Annotated in this window: 17 protein-coding genes; 7 read left to right on the forward strand and 10 right to left on the reverse strand. The window is 71.8% G+C overall.

All coding sequences use genetic code 11. The features are described 5' to 3' along the window. Positions 1–5 precede the first annotated feature (5 nt). Entirely contained in the window at positions 6–1787 is a 1782-nt protein-coding gene (locus ACGFZW_RS22320) for a substrate-binding domain-containing protein (protein WP_393894931.1), read from the reverse strand. Positions 1788–1982: 195 nt separating this feature from the next. On the opposite strand from ACGFZW_RS22320, the gene ACGFZW_RS22325 reads away from it, so the two are divergent. Then, positions 1983–2804: a CPBP family intramembrane glutamic endopeptidase gene (locus ACGFZW_RS22325; protein ID WP_393894932.1), complete on the forward strand. Its 822-nt coding sequence runs from the start codon at positions 1983–1985 to the stop codon at positions 2802–2804. A gap of 147 nt (positions 2805–2951) precedes the next feature. Here ACGFZW_RS22325 and ACGFZW_RS22330 read toward each other — a convergent pair whose 3' ends face one another. Beyond that, complete coding sequence (locus tag ACGFZW_RS22330; protein ID WP_393894933.1) at positions 2952–3773, reverse strand: PhzF family phenazine biosynthesis protein; 822 nt, start codon at positions 3771–3773, stop codon at positions 2952–2954. A 162-nt stretch (positions 3774–3935) separates the two neighbouring features. On the opposite strand from ACGFZW_RS22330, the gene ACGFZW_RS22335 reads away from it, so the two are divergent. Then, positions 3936–4562 (forward strand): PadR family transcriptional regulator, encoded by a 627-nt coding sequence (locus ACGFZW_RS22335; RefSeq protein WP_393894934.1) that lies wholly within the window; start codon positions 3936–3938, stop codon positions 4560–4562. Positions 4563–4798: 236 nt separating this feature from the next. Here the strand turns inward: ACGFZW_RS22335 and ACGFZW_RS22340 are convergent, their stop codons facing one another. Then, positions 4799–5227, reverse strand: a complete 429-nt coding sequence (locus ACGFZW_RS22340; RefSeq protein WP_393894935.1) for an SRPBCC family protein — start codon at positions 5225–5227, stop codon at positions 4799–4801. 81 nt (positions 5228–5308) lie between these two features. Next, complete coding sequence (locus ACGFZW_RS22345; protein WP_393894936.1) at positions 5309–5833, reverse strand: HAD domain-containing protein; 525 nt, start codon at positions 5831–5833, stop codon at positions 5309–5311. Positions 5834–6221: 388 nt separating this feature from the next. Between ACGFZW_RS22345 and ACGFZW_RS22350 the strand changes: the two genes are divergently transcribed. Continuing rightward, positions 6222–6752 (forward strand): Clp protease N-terminal domain-containing protein, encoded by a 531-nt coding sequence (locus ACGFZW_RS22350; protein ID WP_393894937.1) that lies wholly within the window; start codon positions 6222–6224, stop codon positions 6750–6752. Between the two features lie 263 nt (positions 6753–7015). After that, positions 7016–8182, forward strand: a complete 1167-nt coding sequence (locus ACGFZW_RS22355) for a DMT family transporter (protein ID WP_393894938.1) — start codon at positions 7016–7018, stop codon at positions 8180–8182. 177 nt (positions 8183–8359) lie between these two features. Here ACGFZW_RS22355 and ACGFZW_RS22360 read toward each other — a convergent pair whose 3' ends face one another. Then, positions 8360–9037: an FMN-binding negative transcriptional regulator gene (locus ACGFZW_RS22360; RefSeq protein WP_393894939.1), complete on the reverse strand. Its 678-nt coding sequence runs from the start codon at positions 9035–9037 to the stop codon at positions 8360–8362. An 8-nt stretch (positions 9038–9045) separates the two neighbouring features. After that, complete coding sequence (locus ACGFZW_RS22365) at positions 9046–9711, reverse strand: pyridoxamine 5'-phosphate oxidase family protein (RefSeq protein ID WP_393894940.1); 666 nt, start codon at positions 9709–9711, stop codon at positions 9046–9048. Positions 9712–9746: 35 nt separating this feature from the next. Here ACGFZW_RS22365 and ACGFZW_RS22370 point away from each other — a divergent pair, with 35 nt between their 5' ends. After that, positions 9747–11078 carry an aminotransferase class I/II-fold pyridoxal phosphate-dependent enzyme gene (locus ACGFZW_RS22370; RefSeq protein ID WP_393894941.1) on the forward strand — a complete coding sequence of 444 codons (1332 nt, stop codon included), beginning with the start codon at positions 9747–9749 and terminating at the stop codon, positions 11076–11078. Between the two features lie 284 nt (positions 11079–11362). Here ACGFZW_RS22370 and ACGFZW_RS22375 read toward each other — a convergent pair whose 3' ends face one another. Beyond that, positions 11363–12388, reverse strand: coding sequence for a DMT family transporter (locus ACGFZW_RS22375; protein WP_393894942.1), 1026 nt, complete (start codon positions 12386–12388; stop codon positions 11363–11365). Between the two features lie 74 nt (positions 12389–12462). Here ACGFZW_RS22375 and ACGFZW_RS22380 point away from each other — a divergent pair, with 74 nt between their 5' ends. Beyond that, positions 12463–13371, forward strand: a complete 909-nt coding sequence (locus ACGFZW_RS22380) for a LysR family transcriptional regulator (RefSeq protein ID WP_393894943.1) — start codon at positions 12463–12465, stop codon at positions 13369–13371. Positions 13372–13568: 197 nt separating this feature from the next. Here the strand turns inward: ACGFZW_RS22380 and ACGFZW_RS22385 are convergent, their stop codons facing one another. From ACGFZW_RS22385 to ACGFZW_RS22395, 3 genes are all read right to left on the reverse strand, one after another. Next, positions 13569–15032 carry a carboxyl transferase domain-containing protein gene (locus ACGFZW_RS22385; protein WP_393895271.1) on the reverse strand — a complete coding sequence of 488 codons (1464 nt, stop codon included), beginning with the start codon at positions 15030–15032 and terminating at the stop codon, positions 13569–13571. A 205-nt stretch (positions 15033–15237) separates the two neighbouring features. Then, entirely contained in the window at positions 15238–16695 is a 1458-nt protein-coding gene (locus ACGFZW_RS22390) for an acyl-CoA synthetase (RefSeq protein WP_393894944.1), read from the reverse strand. A gap of 551 nt (positions 16696–17246) precedes the next feature. After that, positions 17247–17711, reverse strand: coding sequence for a pyridoxamine 5'-phosphate oxidase family protein (locus ACGFZW_RS22395; RefSeq protein ID WP_393894945.1), 465 nt, complete (start codon positions 17709–17711; stop codon positions 17247–17249). Between the two features lie 333 nt (positions 17712–18044). Here ACGFZW_RS22395 and ACGFZW_RS22400 point away from each other — a divergent pair, with 333 nt between their 5' ends. Continuing rightward, positions 18045–18689, forward strand: coding sequence for a cysteine hydrolase (locus tag ACGFZW_RS22400; RefSeq protein WP_393894946.1), 645 nt, complete (start codon positions 18045–18047; stop codon positions 18687–18689). Positions 18690–18914: the final 225 nt, after the last annotated feature.

An 18914-nucleotide genomic window follows, 5' to 3' on the forward strand; every position in this document is an offset into this window, starting at 1 on the left:
GGTGGCTAACGCAGCCCGGCGCTGCCTGCCTTCGTGATGGCCTTGAGCATCACTTCGTGGATCTGTGAGGGGTCGCTGACGCGGTGCGCGGAGCCGCCGGTCGGGGCCACCATGCGGTCCAGGGCGGCCTGATCGGTCTCCGGGCCGATCGCGAGGGCGATCAGCGGTACCGGCCGCGCCGGATCGGCGGCTTTCTTCAGCTTGTCGACGAGCTGGTCGAGTCCGATGCTGCCGAGGTCGTCGTCGGTGCCGTCGGTGATGATGACCACGGTGTTGAGCTTGCCGTTCACATAGCGTTTGGTGGCCTGTTCGTAGGCGGCGAGGGTGGTGTCGTACAGCCCGTTGGCGCCCGCAGGCACCGGCGCAAGCGAATTCAACGCGGCCGTCAGCTCGTCCCGGTGGGTTTCGCCACCCTCACCGCGCTCGCCGAGCCGGGTCGTGGGGGACAGCTCGACGTAGTCCTTGGTGCCGTCGAGGAGGGTGGAGAATTTCCACAGTCCGACCTCGTCGTCGGGCGTGAACGATTCCACCGCCTTGAGCAGGGAACCCTTGGCGAGCTCCATCCGTGACCGGCCCAGGCCGGGGACCTGGCCGGCCATCGATGGCGAGGCGTCCACGACCGTGGCGATCCGCGCGCTCTGGACCGTGCTCGTCCACTTGCCCAGCAGCGCCTGGAGTTCCTTGGGCGCGGGCGGGGCGTCGAGGCCGGCGGCGTACGGCTGGGGGACGCGTCCGCCGGCCGCGCGCGTGATCTTGTCGTTCGGCTCGCCGTTGCCGGCTCTGAACCCCCGCTCGCGCAGCGCTCGTTGCCCGTCGACACCGCCCAGCAGGGTCATGAAGCGGTTGGCGGCGCGTGTCTGCGCGGCGGTCAGCTGGTCGTCGTCGACCAGGGTGTAGGGGTAGTCGAGTTGCGCGCCGCCGTCCCGGGGAGAGAAGAGTTCCAGGTCGGGGCCGTTGTCCTTGCCCGTGTTGTGGGCGTGCGCGGCCTGCTCGGACAGCAGTAGCGCTTCGTTGCGGCGGGAATTGCCCGTCGCTCCGGAGCTGTCGTGCGGCAGCGTGGCCAGCGCCTGTCTGTCGCTGTCCGCCGCCCGCTGGTAGAGCAGCTTCGCCGCTGAGGCGGTGCGGATGTCGGCCTCGTCGTCGTCCTTGGCCTTCTTGGCGTTGGATGCGTTGATGCGGGCCAGAGCGAGCAGCCCGGTGGCGCTGTGGGCGGGGTCGGCCATGCCCAGCCGCAGCTCGTCGCCGGAGGTGGCGGCGCGGCTCAGCTCGGACCAGGAGAAGTCCCGCTCCGAAAGGCCCAGCTCCTTGGCCGCTTCGGGGACGGCGCCCAGGCCGATCGGCGACGAGGCGATCGTGCCCGCGGCGGTCAGCGGCGTGCCCCGCTCCGCGCCGACCTGGTCCACCCACAGGCTCGAATCAGGGATCCACACCTGGAATTCCGACCTGGCCGGCCGCTGCCCGAGTGAGTCGGCGACCTCATGGGCGACTCGCGCGGTGACCTTGACGTCAAGGCATTGGCCGTCGGTGCGGATGGCATCCTTGCGGGCCTTGCCGGCCATGGCCTCGACGGCCGGCGCGATATCGGGAGATGCGACCACGTTCAACGGCACCGAGTCGCCGCCGCACGGCCCGCCTATGGGCAGCAGACCGCTGCGCAGTGCCACGACGGAGCCGGCGGCAACGGCGAGGACCAGTGCGGTGGATATGACGACGGTGCGACGGCGGGAATTCGTACGGGCCCCCGTGGTCTCGGGTTCCAAGCCGTCGGGCAAGCTGTGACGTCCCATTGCGGTAGCGCCTCTCCTGACTCTCGGAGCTCGAGCGGATTCGATGGTGAGAGGGAATGCGCCACGTGGATGGCGCCCGTCCCCGGCCTGTCGCGCGCGATCTTCGTACCTGCTTTCGAGACCCTAGCGGGGCGGTGGTGGCGAAGAGGCGGAATTGCGGAAGTGGAGGAAGCCGTGCAGTCGGATACAAGTCCCGTGGCCGATGCGGACGTGCCAGGTCAGGGACCCGGTACGAGCGTTGGCACGGGGACGGCCGAGGGGCCCGCCCGGCGCGTTCTGCGCAGCGAGACGCTGCTCGTCCTGGCGCTCTCGCTCGGCGCGAGCGCGGCGTCGGCGCTCATCAGTTTCCTCGGCTCGGTGACCAAGCCGGGCGGGCTCAAGGACCAGGCGGCCACGCTCAACGGGTCGCATGCGCCGGGCCGGCCCTGGCTGGATCTCGCCTGGCAGCTGTTCGGTATCGCGACGGCGCTCGTGCCCGTGGCGCTGGTCGCGCATCTGCTGCTGCGCGAACGCGCCGGCGGGCTGCGCGCGATCGGCTTCGACCGGAGCCGGCCCGGCTTCGACCTGAGCCGCGGCACCGGGGTGGCGGCCGTCATCGGGGGCAGCGGCCTGCTGCTCTACCTGGGTGCGCGGGCGGCCGGATTCAATCTGACGGTGGTCCCGGAGGCGCTGCCCGACGTGTGGTGGAAGGTCCCGGTGCTGATCGCGTCCGCGGTGCAGAACGCCGTCGTGGAGGAGGTCATCGTCGTCGGGTATCTGCTGCGCAGGCTGGGGCAGTTGGGCTGGGGACCGATGGCTGCGCTGGCGGCCAGCTCGGTGCTGCGCGGCTCGTACCACCTCTACCAGGGCATCGGCGGATTCTTCGGCAACCTGGTGATGGGCGTCCTCTTCGTCCTGCTCTACCGGCGGTGGGGGCGGGTGGGCCCGCTGGTCGCCGCACATGCCCTGATCGACATCGTCGCGTTCGTCGGGTACGCGCTGCTCGCCGGCAAGGTGGGGTGGCTGCCGACCCCGTGAGCGGAAGGGGGCGGCGCGCTCGTGCGCCCCGCCCCTGACGTCCGGAGGGTGGAGCGTCCGGACGGCTCCTGGTCTTGCCCGGCCGACGAAGCGTGGACCGCCCGTCGGCCGGTGGCCGGATCCATGAGCAGCGTGAACCGCCCGGATTCAGGGGGCAGCAAGCAATTCGCCGTCGATGACGGTGACGGCCGTGCCGGTCAGCTCGGTGCGCTCGCCGCGGAGCGTGGTGCGTACGAAGCCGGTGCGGGCCGCTCCCTGGAGGCCGACCAGGCTGTCACGCCCGAGTCGCGCGGACCAGAAGGGGGCGAGCGCGGTGTGCGCGCTGCCCGTCACGGGGTCCTCGTCGATGCCCACGGCGGGGAAGAAGCAGCGCGAGACGAAGTCGTAGCCGGCGTCGGGGTCCTCGGCAGGCGCGGTGGCGATGACGCCTCGGCCGCCGTGTCCGGCCAGTGCCCTGAGGTCCGGTGAGAGGGCCCGTACGGACTTCTCGTCGGCCAGTTCGACCAGCAGATCGCCGACCTGGGGGCCGGTGTCGTGTGCGGAGCGGATCTCCGCACCCAGGGCGTCCTTGACGACGGCCGGGACCTCGACCGGCGTCAGGGGCGCGGTGGGGAAGTCCATCGTGATCGCTCCGCCGTCGCCGACCGTCGTGGTCAGCACGCCGGAGCGGGTGCGGAAGCGGACCGTGCCGGTTGCCGTGCCGGTGGAGTGCAGGACGTGTGCGGTGGCCAGGGTCGCGTGCCCGCACATGTCGACCTCCGTGGCCGGGGTGAGCCAGCGCAGCGCCCAGTCGGCGTCGCCGCCTTCGGGCAGCGGGTGCGCGAAGGCGGTTTCTGCGAGGTTGACCTCGGCGGCGACCTGCTGGAGCCAGGCGTCATCGGGGAAGGTGCCGGAGTCGAGAAGCACGACCCCCGCGGGGTTGCCGGCGAACGGACGCTCACTGAAGGCGTCAACGATGCGAATCCTCATGGCCGCGAGCGTAGAGGGGCCACAAAGCCGCAGGCCAAGGCCAATCTCCGGTGATTGGACCCGAAGTGGGCGTGGTCGGTCACGCGATAGGGATTGCTCGACGAACAGTTCCGATATATCGTTGAAGCATCGCGACCGATCAATGAAAGAAGGAACGACATCATGCGTTCACAAGGAAACGACCACGGACACGAGCACCGGCACGAGCACTGCGGCCCCGGACGTCACGGCGGCCGAGGTGACTTCCCGGGCGGCTTCGAGCGGCGGCGCGCGGCCTTCGGCGGGTTCGGACCGCCCTTCGGCGGGCCTCCGTTCGGCGGCGGCCGGGGGCGCGGCGGCCCTCGGGGCCGGGCACGGCGCGGCGATGTACGCGCCTCGATCCTGGCGCTGCTCAAGGACCGTCCGATGCACGGCTACGAAATGATTCAGGAGATCGCCGAGCGCAGCGGCGGGGCGTGGAAGCCGAGCCCGGGCTCGGTCTATCCGACCTTGCAGCTGCTGGAGGACGAGGGGCTGATCACCAACGCCAGCGACGGCGGCAAGAAGCTCTTCTCGCTGACCGAAGCCGGACGCACCGAGGCCGACAACGGCTCGGACGCGCCCTGGGAGGACGCCGGGCGCGGCGTCGACTGGGAGGCCATGAACGAGATCCGCAAGGCGGGCGGCGGCCTGGTCGAGGCGTTCCGCCAGGTCTGGGCCACCGGCAGCCCGGAGCAGCGGGAGAAGGCCATGGCGGTGGTCAACAAGGCACGCAAGGAGCTGTATCTGATCCTCGCCGAAGAGGACTGACCGATCGGCTCGGGCGGAGATCCGAGGCGGGGCGGCTCTGGGGAGGGTTGCCTGCGAATGGGGCCACGGCCGGAATCACCGGTCGTGGCCCCATTCGTGTCTGCGAGGCGCCGTTGGCCTGGTGCGGCCCTGCGCTATCAGGGGGTGCTGCGCCTTGTCCTGGCAGGGTGCTGTCCCTGGGTCGGCGCTCGTCCTGGCGTGAATCGCCTCCACCCGCGCCGTACGCGAACGGCGGCTCAGGTGACCAGGCCGGCGAGGTTGCGCAGTGACTCGTTCAGTGCGGCGCCGGCCGAGTCCTTCAGTTTGCCGCCCATCAAAGACACGGCGGCCCCGGTGAAGGATCCGTCGATCGTGACTGTCGTCGCCCCTGCCTCGGGGGTGAGCGAGTAGCGCATCCCCAGGGTGACGCCCATGGGCCCCTTGCCCTGGAGGGCAAGCAGCCGACCCGGTTCCACTTCCCGCACGGTCCAGTTCACCTCGGCCGGGAAGCCCATGAGCTTCATGTTCTCCTCGTACCCGGCGCCCACCGCCAGCGTTTCCGGGCCGCCTTTGGGGAAGCCGGTGTGGGTGGCGTTCCACTGTCCGTACGCGTCGAAGTCGGTGAGCCGGTCCCAGACCTGCTCGGCCGGTGCCTCGATGCGGGCCTGAGCGGTGACTTCGGCCATGCGACCACCCCTTCGGTGACTGTCCCCGGCTGTGCGGGGGAACGTATCCGCGCGGGGGCGAAGGTTCAATACCGACGAGCGTCAATTCTGACGTAGCGTCAGTTTGAAGCGTCGGGGCGGCCGCGGCGGATCGGAGAGCAATCGGTCCACATGGTGACGGCGCAGGCCCCGCGCCGGATCGACGGGCAACAGCAGCCGGTCCGGCCGCCGGCGGCTGCTCCGCACCAAGCTGTCGGGCATCACGTCGTCCACCCAGGCGAACGGCCGACCGTCCGCATACCGCAGCAACGGCGCCCACTTGCGTCCCAGCAGGCTCTCCACCCCCTCGAATTGTGGGTCGTCGGGCCTGTTGCGGTAGTCGGTGAACGCGACGACCGGCAGTTCAGGCAGCTCCAGCAGCGGCGCGATATGGGTGTTGGCGTGCTGCTCCCAGGTCGTGGCCCACACGAGTTCATACGTCTCGGAGAGCTCGCGCAGCCAGTCGGCGTGGTGGACGGAGAGCAGCACGGTGTGGTCGAGCAGGTCGTGCGCGGTGTAACCGGGGGTCGGCAGGACCGGGTTGAGCACGCCGTCGATGTCGAGGAACAGCAGTGGTCGGGTGGCCATCGAAATCCTTCGCCGAGGCGGTGCCGGGACGGACGGGGCGGATGTGACGGGCTGGGTGGGTGGGGTGGTGCGAGGGTGGTTCCTGTGAGTGGTTCCACAGGCGTCCCTTAGGGAAGGACGTACCGCGAGAGGCGGCCGGTTGCCCGCGCGGGCGCGCGACGCGGACGTGCGCGCGCCTACGCCACTGCTCCGGATCCTCTGAGCACCACGGTGGCGACTCCGGAACCGATGCGCGCTTCGTCCCGCACCTCTTTGTCCCGCCCCCACACCTTCGCCGTGTCTCCTCCGTAAGGATGAGGCGGGCGCGGCCGTGCCCAACCAGCGTGGGACGCGCAAATGATTCCCGCCGGGGATGCTGTGGGACCCGGGCGCCTGGTGGGGTGGAACCGTGCAAAACGGTACTGCGTACAGCGGCGGCGACGGCCCCGCCCACGGGGAGCTCGAAGCTCAGCTCACAGTCGAGCTGGCGTCGGTGGTCTCCGCTGCTCGCAGGCGAGCCACCCGCGACGGCGACCGCCAGGTCGACACCGCGCACCTGCTCCACGGCCTGCTGGAGTCGGACCCCGCGGTACGTGCCTCTTTCGGCAGCGGACCGCAGGTCGCCCGGCTGCTCGGCTACCTGGTCCAACGCAGCATCGGCTACGGACTCCAGTGGCACGGCACCGTCGAGGACTCCGGCGCGGTCCCCTTGGTCGCCGAGGGAGTCGTCCCCGGGTGGTCACCGGCCGCGGCAGCCGCCATGGACGGCGCGCTCGATCGCGCCCGTGCCCGGTACGCCTCCGGTGCCGACTGCCTCGACCTGCTCGCCGCCCTGGTGGACGATCCCGAGTCCCGGGCCGTCGAAGTCCTGCGCCGGGCTTCCGTCGACACCGCCATGCTCGCCGCCCGCCTGGACGGCGAGCGCGCCCGTCTGGACTGACGTGCTCCGGTTCGACCGGCCCGCTAGCCCGCCGGCCTGGCCGGTCATGAGCGATCCGCCGCCGGTCCGCCGGTCCGATAGGTCCTTGGGGCCGCCTGACCGTCGGTTCCATGGAACCGACGGTTGTCGCTGTCCAGCGGTGACGGCTTTGAAGCCTGCGGGCCCTGGCCTGCGACGCTATGCCGTGGCAGGCCCGGTCGAGCCCGGCAACCGACAGGGGTATCGGGGATGACGCTGCTGACGGCGGCTGTCATGATGACCCGATGCACGCGTCATCGGCGAGCCCGCAAGGTCATTCGACCGCCCCGGGCCAGGGAACCACAGGGCCCCGGGGGGCCCAGCAGCCACACACCGCCTCCGGGCCGCGGGGCACCGGTGCCCCTGGGGGCCGCCGCGCGGGACTGGGCATCGCACTGCTCTCCGCGGTCGCCTTCGGCGGTTCCGGCGTCGCCGCCAAACCGCTGATCGAAGCCGGACTCGAACCGCTGCACGTCACCTGGCTGCGCGTCGTCGGTGCCGCGCTGGTGATGCTCCCCGTCGCCTGGCGCCACCGCGACCTGCCGCGGCGCCGGCCCGCCCTGCTCGCCGGTTACGGGTTGCTCGCCGTCGCCGGTGTCCAGGCCTGCTACTTCGCCTCGCTCTCCCGCATCCCTGTCGGGGTCGCGCTGCTCATCGAATATCTCGCCCCCGCCCTTGTCCTGGGGTGGGTGCGCTTCGTCCAGAAACGGCCGGTGACCCGCGCCGCTGCTGTCGGCGTCGTCCTGGCCGTCGGCGGACTGGCCTGTGTCGTCGAGGTGTGGTCGGGGCTGAGCTTCGATCTCCTCGGGCTCGCCCTCGCGCTGGGAGCGGCCTGCTGCCAGGTCGGCTACTTCGTGCTGTCCGACCACGGGGGCGACGGCGAGGACGCGGTGGATCCGCTCGGCGTGATCGCCTACGGACTGCTCATCGGTGCCGCCGTGCTCACCGTGATCGCCCGGCCCTGGGGGATGCGGTGGACGGTGCTCGGCGGCAGCGCGGGCATGGACGGTACCCAGGTGCCGGCGGCTCTGCTGCTCGCCTGGATCGTCCTGATCGCGACGGTGGCCGCCTATCTCACCGGCGTGGTGTCGATTCGTCGACTCTCACCGCAGGTGGCCGGGGTGGTGGCATGCCTGGAGGCGGTGATCGCGACGATCCTGGCGTGGGTGCTGCTCGGCGAGCATCTCTCCGCCCCGCAGGTCCTGGGCGGCGTGGTGGTGCTGGTCGGCGCTTTCATCGCGCAATCGGCCACCCCCAAGGCCCCCGTCGAGCCGCACATCGTGGAGCGCGGCGGGCCGCGCCCCACGGACGAGGCCGCGCCGGAGGCCACGCCGCACCCCGCTGCCGTCGGAGAGGCCGCGCCCCCGGCACGCCCCCGGGACGATGTGTCGGCCGAAACGCCCGCTTCGTAGGGAGCGAGTGCGTGGATGACCGGGCTGCCTCCGCTGCCCCTGCTGACCGTACGGCCTTCGGGCGTCGCGTAGTCCGGACGGGGCCCGGAGGCGCCTGCTACGCCTGGGGATGACTGCCTCGCCCCGGGGATGACCGTACGAGGCAGACCCACCGCTCACTCTTCATTTCTCGGCTGCTCACCGCCCATCGCTCGGCCTCTCACGGCCGGGCGCCGGGGTGGCCCGGGCGTTCAGACGGCGTTGCTGGTGAACGCGGGCCGCCGCGTCGCCGGGTCCGTTGCGTTCGGAGAGGCGTGCCGAGATGCGTTGCTGGATCTCCTCGCTGCGCTTTCCTCCGTACTTGAACTTGGCGCGGACCTCCCGCACTTCCAGACGCAGTCCGCGGATCCCGGACAGCAGCCGTCCGTAGGGTGCCTCTCCCGCGACGACCGGGGCGGAGCCGCCGGCCGGCTGGAAGTGCCCCACCTGCCGTTGCAGCAGCGCGGCCTTGGCCTCCGGGTCGTCCACGACATGGGCGGTGCAGGTGAGCTGGACCGCGGCGTAGAAGCTGGTGGGGACGCCGTGCTCGGGAGGTTGATCCTCGGCCGTCTGCCAGGGGCCTGGGATGAACGCGTAGTCGTCCACGACACTCAGCAGGACGGTCGGCCGGTCCTCCAACGCGCCCCAGATGGGGTGGGGGCGCGCCAGGTGCGTCACGGCCTCGCGGTGCTCCCGGTCGTAGGCGAAGTGCAGCGGCTGGAGCATCGGCGGCTCACCCGGCAGCCCGTTGGCGGCCAGCTGCCCGAAGTCGTGCGTGGCGAGGAAGCGCTGCCACTCGGTGTCGTCGGTGGGCGCGTCCCAGGGGTGGATCAGCATCGCGGTCCTCAGCGGGCGGAGAGGTATGCCGGCTGGGCGGTGCCGGGCGCCAGGTCGTCGGCCGGTATCGGGGCGCCGTAGGCCGGGGCCACCGGGAGGACGCCGCTCCAGTACGGCAGTGCGAGGTCCTCCGGCTCGTCGTTGGGGCCGCCGCTGCGGATCTTGGCGGAGACCTCCTGCAGGTCGAGGCTGATCACGGCGGTGGCGGCCAGCTCCTTGGCGTTGGCCGGGCGGGAGTCAGCGGCGCGCCCCAGCAGGACCTGGTCGACCAGTGCGTCCAGCGCGGCCGTCTTCTCTTCCGCGTCCGTCACCTGGTGTGCGGTGCCGTGGACTACGACGGAGCGGTAGTTGATGGAGTGGTGGAAGGCCGACTTGGCCAGGACCAGGCCGTCCACGTGGGTGACGGTGACGCAGACGTCCAGGCCGGGGTCCGTCTGTCCACCCGCCATACGCAGGGGACGCGAACCCGTCGAGCCGTGGAGGTAGAGACGGTCGCCGATACGGCCGTAGAGGGTGGGCAGGACGACCGGTACGCCGTCGCGCACGAAGCCGAGGTGGCAGACGTATCCCTCGTCGAGGATCGCGTGCACCGTCTCATGGTCGTAGGAGGCGCGCTCGCGGGCGCGGGTGGGGATCGTGCGCTCGGTTCGGGCGTACGACGCGGCGGATGACATTGCGATCTCCATTGCACTAGTGCATAATGTTGTTTGTGCTAGGAGAGTATCGGATCGAAGGGCGGCGCGCATCGGAGATTGCCGCCAGTGTCGAGCGAGCCGTCGGTGCGGGCGAGCTCCAACCGGGCGAAGTCCTGCCCCCGCTCAGGGAGTTGGCCGTCTTTCTGGAGGTCAATCCGAATACGGTCGCGGCCGCGTACCGCACGCTGCGTGACCGGGGTGTGATCGAGACCTCGGGCCGGCGTGGCAGCCGGGTGCGATCCCGGCCGGCCAGCACGCCGCGCGAGGCGCTGCGGGTGGAGGTCCCGCCCGGGGTGCGCGATGCCTCGGACGGCAATCCCGACCGGGCCCTGCTGCCTCCCCTGGAGCGGGCGCTCGCCGAGGCGGCGGCGCGCAGCGCGAGACAACCCGTGCTGTACGGCACCCCTGCCGTCGACGACGACCTCGCCGCGCTGGCCCGCTCGGCGTTCGACGCCGACGGCGTGGCAGGAGGCCCGGTCGCCGTCACGAGCGGCTCGCTCGACGCCATGGAGAGGGTGCTGTCCGCCCATCTACGGCCCGGCGATGTCGTGGCCGTGGAGGATCCCGGGTGGGGCAGCCTGCTGGACCTCATTCCGGCCCTCGGACTGCGCCCCGCACCGGTCGGTGTCGACGACGAGGGGCCGCTGACCGAGCAGTTGGCACGCGTCATCCAGGAGGGCGCGAGGGCGGTCGTCATCACCGACCGGGCGCAGAACCCCACGGGCGCGGCCATCAGCGGCGAGCGTGCCACCGCGCTCCGCGCGCTCCTCGCCGAGCGGCCGGACGTCCTGCTCATCGAGGACGACCACGGCCACGGCATCGTCGACCTTCCCCTGCATCCGCTCTCCGGTGTCACGACTCATTGGGTGCTGGTGCGCTCAACGGCCAAGGCGTACGGCCCGGACCTACGGCTGGCGGTCCTGACCGGCGACGCGGTCACCGTCGACCGGGTGCGCGGAAGGCAGCGCCTGGGTCCTGGCTGGGTCAGCCACCTCCTCCAGGACACCGTGGCCCACCTGTGGCGGACGTCGGCGGTCGACCCGAAGGCGGTGTCGCGGGCGTACGGCCGGCGCCGGGAAGCCCTGATACGGGAGTTGGCGGAGCGAGGGGTGTCGGCCCGGGGGCGCAGCGGTATGAACGTCTGGGTGCCGGTCCCGGACGAAACCGGTGCCGTGGCCCGGCTCCTCCACTCCGGCTGGGCCGTGGCTCCCGGCGCCCGCTTCCGCATGCAGTCACCGCCGGGTGTCCGGATCACCGTTTCCGGCCTGGCGGACGACGACATCGCACCGGTGGCGGAGGCCGTCGCCGCGGCGACGGGGAGGGGGGAGGCGCGACGGTATGAGTGAGTGGTCGAGGCGGTCGCTCGCCGGGCGTTTGCCCGGGCGGGCCGGGTGCCGGCCGCGACGGCTCGGTTCGCTTCGGCCGCGCCGGTTCGTCGGCCGCGGCCGGAAGGCGCGGCAGTCACCAAGGCCGCGGGCCCTGTTTGCAGACACAGGCGGCAGAGGGAGACCTGCCACCCTCGGCATGCGCCGCGATGTCCCCCTGAGCCGGCCGGACGGAGGTCCGGAGCTGCCCGGTCGGCCCACGTGGTCCGCCGGCTCCGGGTCGCCCGGGGCCGGGGACGCTGCGCTCAAGAGTTGGTGCGGCGGGGCTTGCTCTGGGTGAGAGCGGCGCCGGCGAGGACGATGACGGCACCGACGGGTGTGTTCCAGCTCAGCTGTTCGTCCAGGAGTGCCACACCGGCGGTGGTGGCGATGACAGGGACGAAGTAGGTCACCATCTGGGCCGTGGTCGGACCGATTTCCGCGACCAGGCCGTATTGCAGGAGGAATGCGAAGCCGGTACCCAGCGTGCCGAGGGCGACGACGGCGAGGAGGGGGATGACCGGGTAGGAGACCGGAAGGGAGGTGAACAGCGGCGTCACCACTGCCAGTTGGAGGGTCGCCAGCAGCAGTTGCGCACTCGACATCGACAGGTGGGAGTCCTGCACACCCGCCAGGGTGCGGCGGACGTAGATCCAGCCGACGGCGTAGCTGAGCGATGCGCCCAGAGCCATCGCGGTGCCCGCCAGGTCCGTGCCCGCGAAGCCCTGCCAGGCTCCCAGGACGGTGAGAACACCCAGGAAGCCGATGCCCAGTCCGGCGACCCGGCGCCTGGTGGGGCGGTCCTCGGAAAGCGCGACGACCGAGAGCAGCATGCCCCACAGGGGAGAGGCGGCGTTGCAGATGCCGGCGAGGGTGGAGGGGATCGTCAGCTCCGCATACGCGAAGAGCGAGAACGGGAGGGCGTTGAGGAAGAACGCGGCGACCGTCAGATGGCCCCAGGTCCGTGCGGAGCGCGGTAGCCGCTGACGCTTGAGTGCGAGCATCGCCAGCAGCACGGCCGCGCCGAATCCGACGCGGCCCAGGGTGACCTGCAGCGGGGCGAAGCCGTTGGTGCCGACCTTGATGAAGAGGAAGCTGAAGCCCCAGATCAGGCTGAGAACGGCGAAGCGGAGCGGCCAGCCGTACGCGCGACGGCGGGCGGAGCCGTCGCCGGCGTCGCCGGAGGTCGTTGTGGCTGCGATCGACGAGGCAGAGGAGGGGTGAGGGGCGGCGGGTGCGGCCGGAGGCTCTGCGTTGCCGGAGTCGGCGGCTGCGCGGGTGGCGATGCTCATGGCCTCTACGATGCTGCGCACCACTGCGTAGCACAAGCGAGTATTTGTGGCCGGTATCGCTTAGCATTGCTTATATGTTGAACCTTGATCGCCTACGGACGCTGAGCGCGGTGGCCCGCCATGGTTCGGTGAGCGCGGCGGCCGACGGGCTGCATGTCACGACATCCGCGGTCTCGCAGCAGATCGCCAAGCTGGAGCGGGAGACCGGGCAGCCGCTGCTGGCGAAGAACGGGCGAGGAGTGCGGCTCACCGATGCGGGACGATTGCTCGCCGAACACGCCGCACGCATCCTCTCCCAGGTCGAGCTGGCCCAGGCCGAGCTGGAGGCGCACCGTGGTCAGGCCGTGGGCGAACTGCGTATCGGCGCGTTTCCCACCGCGGCCCGCGGACTCTTCCCCGCGGCGCTCGCCGAGCTGCGCGCCGCCCATCCGCAACTGCGCGCACGGCTGACGGAGATGGAGCCGGACGATTCCGTACGCGGCGTGGTGCGGGGCGACTTCGACCTCGGCGTCGTCCTGGACTGGTACAACCGGCCGTTGTCGCTGCCCGAGGGGCTGGCGAAGGCTCCGCTCCTCGATGATCCGGCCGATGTGGCGATGCCGTCGGATCACCGGCTGGCCGAGCGCCGGTCCGTGGAGCTGGAGGAGTTCGCGGACGACGAGTGGATCTCCTGGCCGCAGGGGGAGTTCTGCCATGAGTGGTTGATGTTCACCTTGCGCGGCAAGGGCATCGAGCCGCGTATCGCGCATATGGCCGAGGAGCATCACACTCAACTCGCCCTGATCGCTGCCGGCCTGGGGGTGGCGGTGGCGCCGCGCCTCGGCCGCGGCCCGGTGCCCGAGGGGGTGAGTGTGGTTCCGGTACGTCACACCATGCGGCGCCACGTCTACGCGATCTGGCGTGCGGACGCCGATCGCAGGCCGTCGATCCGTGCGGCCGTGGGAGCGCTCCGGGCGGCGGGCAAGCAGGTTCCGGGCTGCTGAGGTCCCGGTGTGCCGGCACTTTTGCATGGGCTCGGGCCGGTGACCCGAGCCGACCCGGACCAGGCGGCCCGGCCCGGACCGGCCCGGAGCTCGCGGTCTGGGGCGTCGCGGCCTGATGGGCGGACGGCCCGGGCCTGGTGCCCCGCCCCACTGCTCCGGGTGCGCGGCACCCCGTAGGGACTTATGCCCCGAGCTGGTCAAGGCGGTGTGACGATGCCGCGGATGACACCCAGCTCCAGCAAGTCCTGCGGACGGATGCGGAGTTGGTCGGCGGTGTCGTGCACCTGCTGTGTGTCGCGCTTGAGGATGGCTGCGGCCAGTTCCGGGGCGATCACCGAGAAGTAGCTGTCGGGTGTCGCCCAGAGCCGGTCAGGAGCGGCGAGGGCGAGAGCGCCGCCCGAACCACCCTCACCGATCAGCAGGGAGGTGACGGGGACACGGACCGAGGCGAGTGCGGCGAAGGTGTCCGCGATGGCCGCGCCGGCGCCGGCGCGTTCGGCTTCCGGGTCGTTGGCCGCCCCGGGAGTGTCCACGAGGGTGAGGACGGGGATGCCGAGCCGGTCCGCGAGACGGATCAAGCGCGCTGCGGTGCGGAATCCGGCGGGGCGGGTGGCCGTGCCGCACTGGGCCGCGAAGGCGATCGTGCGGCCGTCGCGCCGGCCGAACCCGCAGCGCATGCCCGTGTCGACGCCACCGCAGCGGTCACCGCTGATCTCTTCCCAGTCGTCGAAGTAGGACCGTAGATATGCCTCGGCGTGCGGCCGTTGCGCGTCGCGGGAGCGGACCACCGCATCCCAGCCGGTCTCCGGGAGAGTGGCCGCGCCGAGGGGGTGCGGGGGTGGCGCCGCTTCCGGCTCCGCTTCGGCGTCGGGCTCCACCGCGGAGTCCGACCTCCCTGCACCGCCCAGGAGTTGGAGCCAGTGCGCCAGGGTCTCGCGGAGGCGGTCCGGCGGGACGACGGCGTCGATGTGGCCTGCCGCCAGCTGCCCTTCGGCGGAGTAGGCGTGCGGGTCGGCGCCCTTGGGACGGACCCGGGAGCCCGCGAAGCCGATCTGCGCTCCCGGCAGGGCGAGGGTCACGTCGGCTCCAGCGCCGAGCGTGGCCCATCCGCCGCCGGTGGTCGGGTCCCGCAGCACGGCGATCTGCGGCAGTCCCGCCGCGCGGTTGAGTGCCGACTGGCCGGCCACGCGCTGAAGTTGCGCCAGGGCGCGCATGCCTTCCTGCATCCGGCTGCCGCCCGTGGCGACCAACGACACGACCGGCAGGCGGCGTTCGCGGGCCTGGGTGTAGGCGGCCACCAGGCGGTCGCCGGTGCGTTCGCCGAGGGAGCCGCCCAGGAATCCGAACTCGAAGGAGATGAGGACTGCTTGCCTGCCGCCTATCGTGGCGAGGGCGGTCACCACCGACTCGTCCTCACCGGTTCGGGCGCGGGCGCGTTCCCGGGCGGCGTCGTAGCCGTGCCAGCCGAGCGGGCCGTCCGGACGGCCCGAGGGGCTGCTGACCGGCGCACCCGCTCCGTCCGGGCGCTCGGATCGTTCTCCGTCCGGCTCACCCGCCAACTCCGCCTCTGCATCGGCCCATTGATCTGTCGCCGCTGGGCCGGGCGTTCCGGTGTCGTCGGGTGAGGCAGGCTCGACGTAGGAGTCGGCGACCAGCTCCATGGCCTGACGGGCCGTGAGCCGGGCGGCGGGCCGGGCAGCGGGGGGGACCACGGGCGGGGGAGTGGCGAGGGTGTCGCGCTCGGGCTCTGCTCCCACGCCCCCGGTCGGGCCGTCGGCCGGCAGGTCCCCGGGCCCCGGTTCCCGGTTTTTTTCCGGGGCGTCGTCGGTGGGCTCGCTGTCGCTCCCGCCCCCGAGGAGCCCGCCGCTAGGCATGGAGTTCCCGCTTCAGGATCTTGCCCATGTCGTTGCGTGGCAGGGATTCCAGGAAGTGGACGGTTCGGGGCCGCTTGTGCGGGGCGAGTTGGCGGGCCACATGGTCGGAGAGTTCCTGAGCGGACGGCGGCTCGGCGTCCGTGCGGCTCTCGGCCACGATCCAGGCGACGATCCGCTCGCCGAGGTCCTCGTCCGGCTCGGCGGTGACGGCGGCCTCGGCGACTCCAGGATGCGCGAGCAGGGCGTTCTCGATCTCACCCGCGCCGATCTTGTAGCCGCCGCTCTTGATCAGGTCGGTGGCCTTGCGGCCGACGATGCGGTAATTGCCCGTGGCGTCGCGGATCGCCATGTCGCCGGTGCGGAACCAGCCACCGTCGAAGGCGGCGGCGGTGGCGTCGGGCCGGTTGAGGTATTCGACGAAGAGGTTGGGGCCGCGGACCTGGATCTCACCGACCGTCTCGCCGTCGCTGTCCGCGATCGCCTTACCGGCATCGTCGACGAGGCGTACGTACACGCCCGGCAGGGGCACGCCGACCGTCCCCGCGGCATCAGGGCTGTCCGCCCGGACGCTGGTGTTCATCAGCGTCTCCGTCATGCCGTACCGCTCGATGACTCTGCGGCCGGACGCGGCGGCGATCCGTTCGTGGTCGGTCAGCGGCAGTGCGGCGGAACCGGAGACCAGCAGCCGGGCGCGGGTGAGCGCCTTGGCGAGCACCGGGTCCTCTCCCGCCTCGACGGCCAGCCGGTGGTACATCGTCGGTACGCCGAACAGCATGGTGCCGTCCGCGGAGAGTCCCCGCGCGACGGCTTCGGTGCTGAAGCGTCCCAGGTGGTGGACGCTGCCGCCGCGGCGCAGCGGGCCGAGGATGCCGAGAATCAGGCCGTGGACGTGGAAGAGCGGCAGGGCGTGCACGAGGACGTCGTCGGCGGTCCACTGCCAGGCGTCCTCCAGCGCGTCCAGCGTGTGGGCGATGGCGCGGCGTGGGAGCACCACGCCCTTGGGCGGTCCGGTCGTGCCGGAGGTGTAGACGATCAGGGCCGGGGACTCGTCACCCGGTTCGTACGGGAAAGGTGCCGGAACGGCGTCCTCGGGAGGTGCGATGACCTCGACGTCGAGGCGCGGGAGGGCGGCGAGCGCGTCCGGCAGGTCGACGCCGGACTGGGCCAGAACGAGTGAGGGCGCGCTGTCCGCCACGATGTGGGCGAGCTCGCTCTCCCCGATCTTCGGGTTCACCGGCACCGCGGGCACTCCGGCGAGCAGCGCGGAGATCACGCCCACCGAGGTCTCCAGCGTGGCCGTCGCCCAGATCGCCACGCGTGTCTCTGCGCCGATCCGCTCGGCGAGCGGGCCGGCCACCGCGGCGAGCTGGCGGTAGCTGAGCGCGCGGTCGCCGAAGCGCAGCGCGGGCGCGGTCGAAGCGTCGCGCAGCGCGGGGAAGAGCACGTTCACCGGATCTCCTTCGTTCTCGTCGGCACCCGGCCCGTCGAGGCCGGAGCTGCCCCGCTCCCGCACCCGTGGCGGCCGAGAACGGGCTGACCCCACCACTCTCGCAGAGACCACTGACATCGCGATCACTTCCAGGCGTCGGGCGGGGTGCGGGACGCGTCGGCCGGGTGTCGCGGAAGGCGACTCGCCCAGGTGCCCGCCCGGGTGCCGGGCAGGTCCCGGCCGGTCCCGAGTGCCTCTCATCAGTGGTGCGCTCCGCCCTGAACGGGCCTCCCCGCCGACCAAGATTCCTGTTACGCGCGGGTGGAGTGCGGGCGAGGGCAGCGCCTCAGACCACTGCCGCTCCCACCTGCCCAGCCCCGCCCAGCTCCCGGTCGCCGCCGGGCTTCGCACGGCGCAGTCCGGCCCTGCCCAGTCCCCCTCGGTGAGGTATCGACGACCGCACCGACACCGCGTAGCCCATACCGATCTCCTCAGGGCCCGTCGTCCCGCCCTGCCGCCGCGCAGTCCCCGGACCAGCTCCGCGCCCCGCCGCCTTCGGACGTCCTCCGCGCTCACCCCGGTATCTTGCGGAAGTCCCAGGAAGTGACGGTCTCCGGCGTCAGGCGCACCCACGCGTGCCGGCCGTCGTGCGGCATCTCGTCCATTGCGAAGTACTTCGCCGCGAACAGCCGCTCCGGCGCGTCCAGTTCGGGGCATGACTCGCCCGTACGCGGTGCCTCGCCGACGAACACCGCGCGGCCGGCGAGTTCGACTCCCCGCAATTCCCCGTACTCGTGCCCGTCGTCGACGACCACCGCGAGCCGTGCGTCCTTGCGCAACTGCGCCCACCGCTTGCTTCGGGTGATCGAGTACAGCCACAGCGCGTCGCCGTCCCAGACGAACCACAGGGCCCCGACGTGTGGCGCGCCGTCCCCGCTCACCGTCGCGACCCGACAGGTCCGCTCGCCGGCGAGGAACGCGTCGCGCTCGCTCCGCGTCATCATGATCCGTCGCCCCCGACGCTGTGTATCGGTCATCCGTCCTCGCCCTCCGCTGTGCGGGCCGTGGGCGGGCAGCACGCGGCCCGCGACGACGCCGTCCTCCGAACTGTGATCTGACTACCTGTCAGAAAGCATGAGGGCTCTTCCTGACAGGCGCAATGGCGGATAGCCTCGCGCACCTCGACCAGGTCAGCGGAGGGGATGGGCGCGGCGCGTCGAGAAGCAACCAGGACACCGACGCGCGGGCCAGGGCATTCGGGCATGTAGGGGGCGGACCCCGCAGGACGGGCCGACTCCCGCAGCATGGGCGGGCCCGGGCAGGCAGATGCAGACGTAGGCAGACCCAGGCAGGTCGCAGGAGGGGTGGCGATGGCATCGGACGCACGGCTCATCGAGCAATTGGATCCGGCCTCGACGGTACTGCTCACCGTCGAGTGCCAGCGCGGCGTGGTCGGCGTGGACAGTGCGCTGCCGGAACTCGCCGACGCGGCGCGGAAGTCGGGAGCCCTGGCGCACATCGCCCGGCTGGTCGCGGCCGCCCACGAAGCCGGCGTCCAGGTGTTGCACGCGGTCGCCGAACGCCGTCCCGACGGTCGGGGGGCCAACCGCAACGCCCGCCTGTTCAAAGCGGCCGAGCGGCTGTCCGTTCAGCAGATCGTCGGCTCCAGCGCCGTACGGATCGCCGATCCGATACCGGTCTCGGAGGACGACCTGGTGGTGCGCAGGCTGCACGGGCTCTCGCCCCTGGCGGGCACCGATGTGGACGCCCTGCTGCGGAACTTCGGCTGTCGCACACTCGTCGTCACCGGGGTGTCGGCGAACGTCGCGATCCCGAACGCCGTGTTCGACGCGGTCAACCTCGGCTATACGGCCGTCGTGCCCTCGGACGCCATCGCGGGAGTGCCTGCCGACTACACACCCGCGATGATCCGCAACACCCTCGCCCTGGTCGCGACCGTCACCACGACGAACGAGGTTCTGACCTGCTGGAAGCGACCGCGCCGCGCTCCCTGACCCGGCGAGGGTGGGCCTGTGGGATGGAGGCGGCGACGGCGCTGTAGGGGCGGCCGCGTCGGGGAGGAGCAGCCGGGGAAGTCTCGACGCTGCCGCTCGCCCGTAAGGCGGTGAGCTGGTCAGGTGTGAGGTGTAGGTGGTGAGGCGGTCGGATCGCCAGGCGGTCAGCCGAGGGTGACCGAGCCGCCGTCGACGTACACCTTCGTCGCAGGCAGGCCCGGGGAG

The organism is Streptomyces sp. NPDC048248, from assembly GCF_043201875.1.
Lineage (GTDB): Bacteria > Actinomycetota > Actinomycetes > Streptomycetales > Streptomycetaceae > Streptomyces.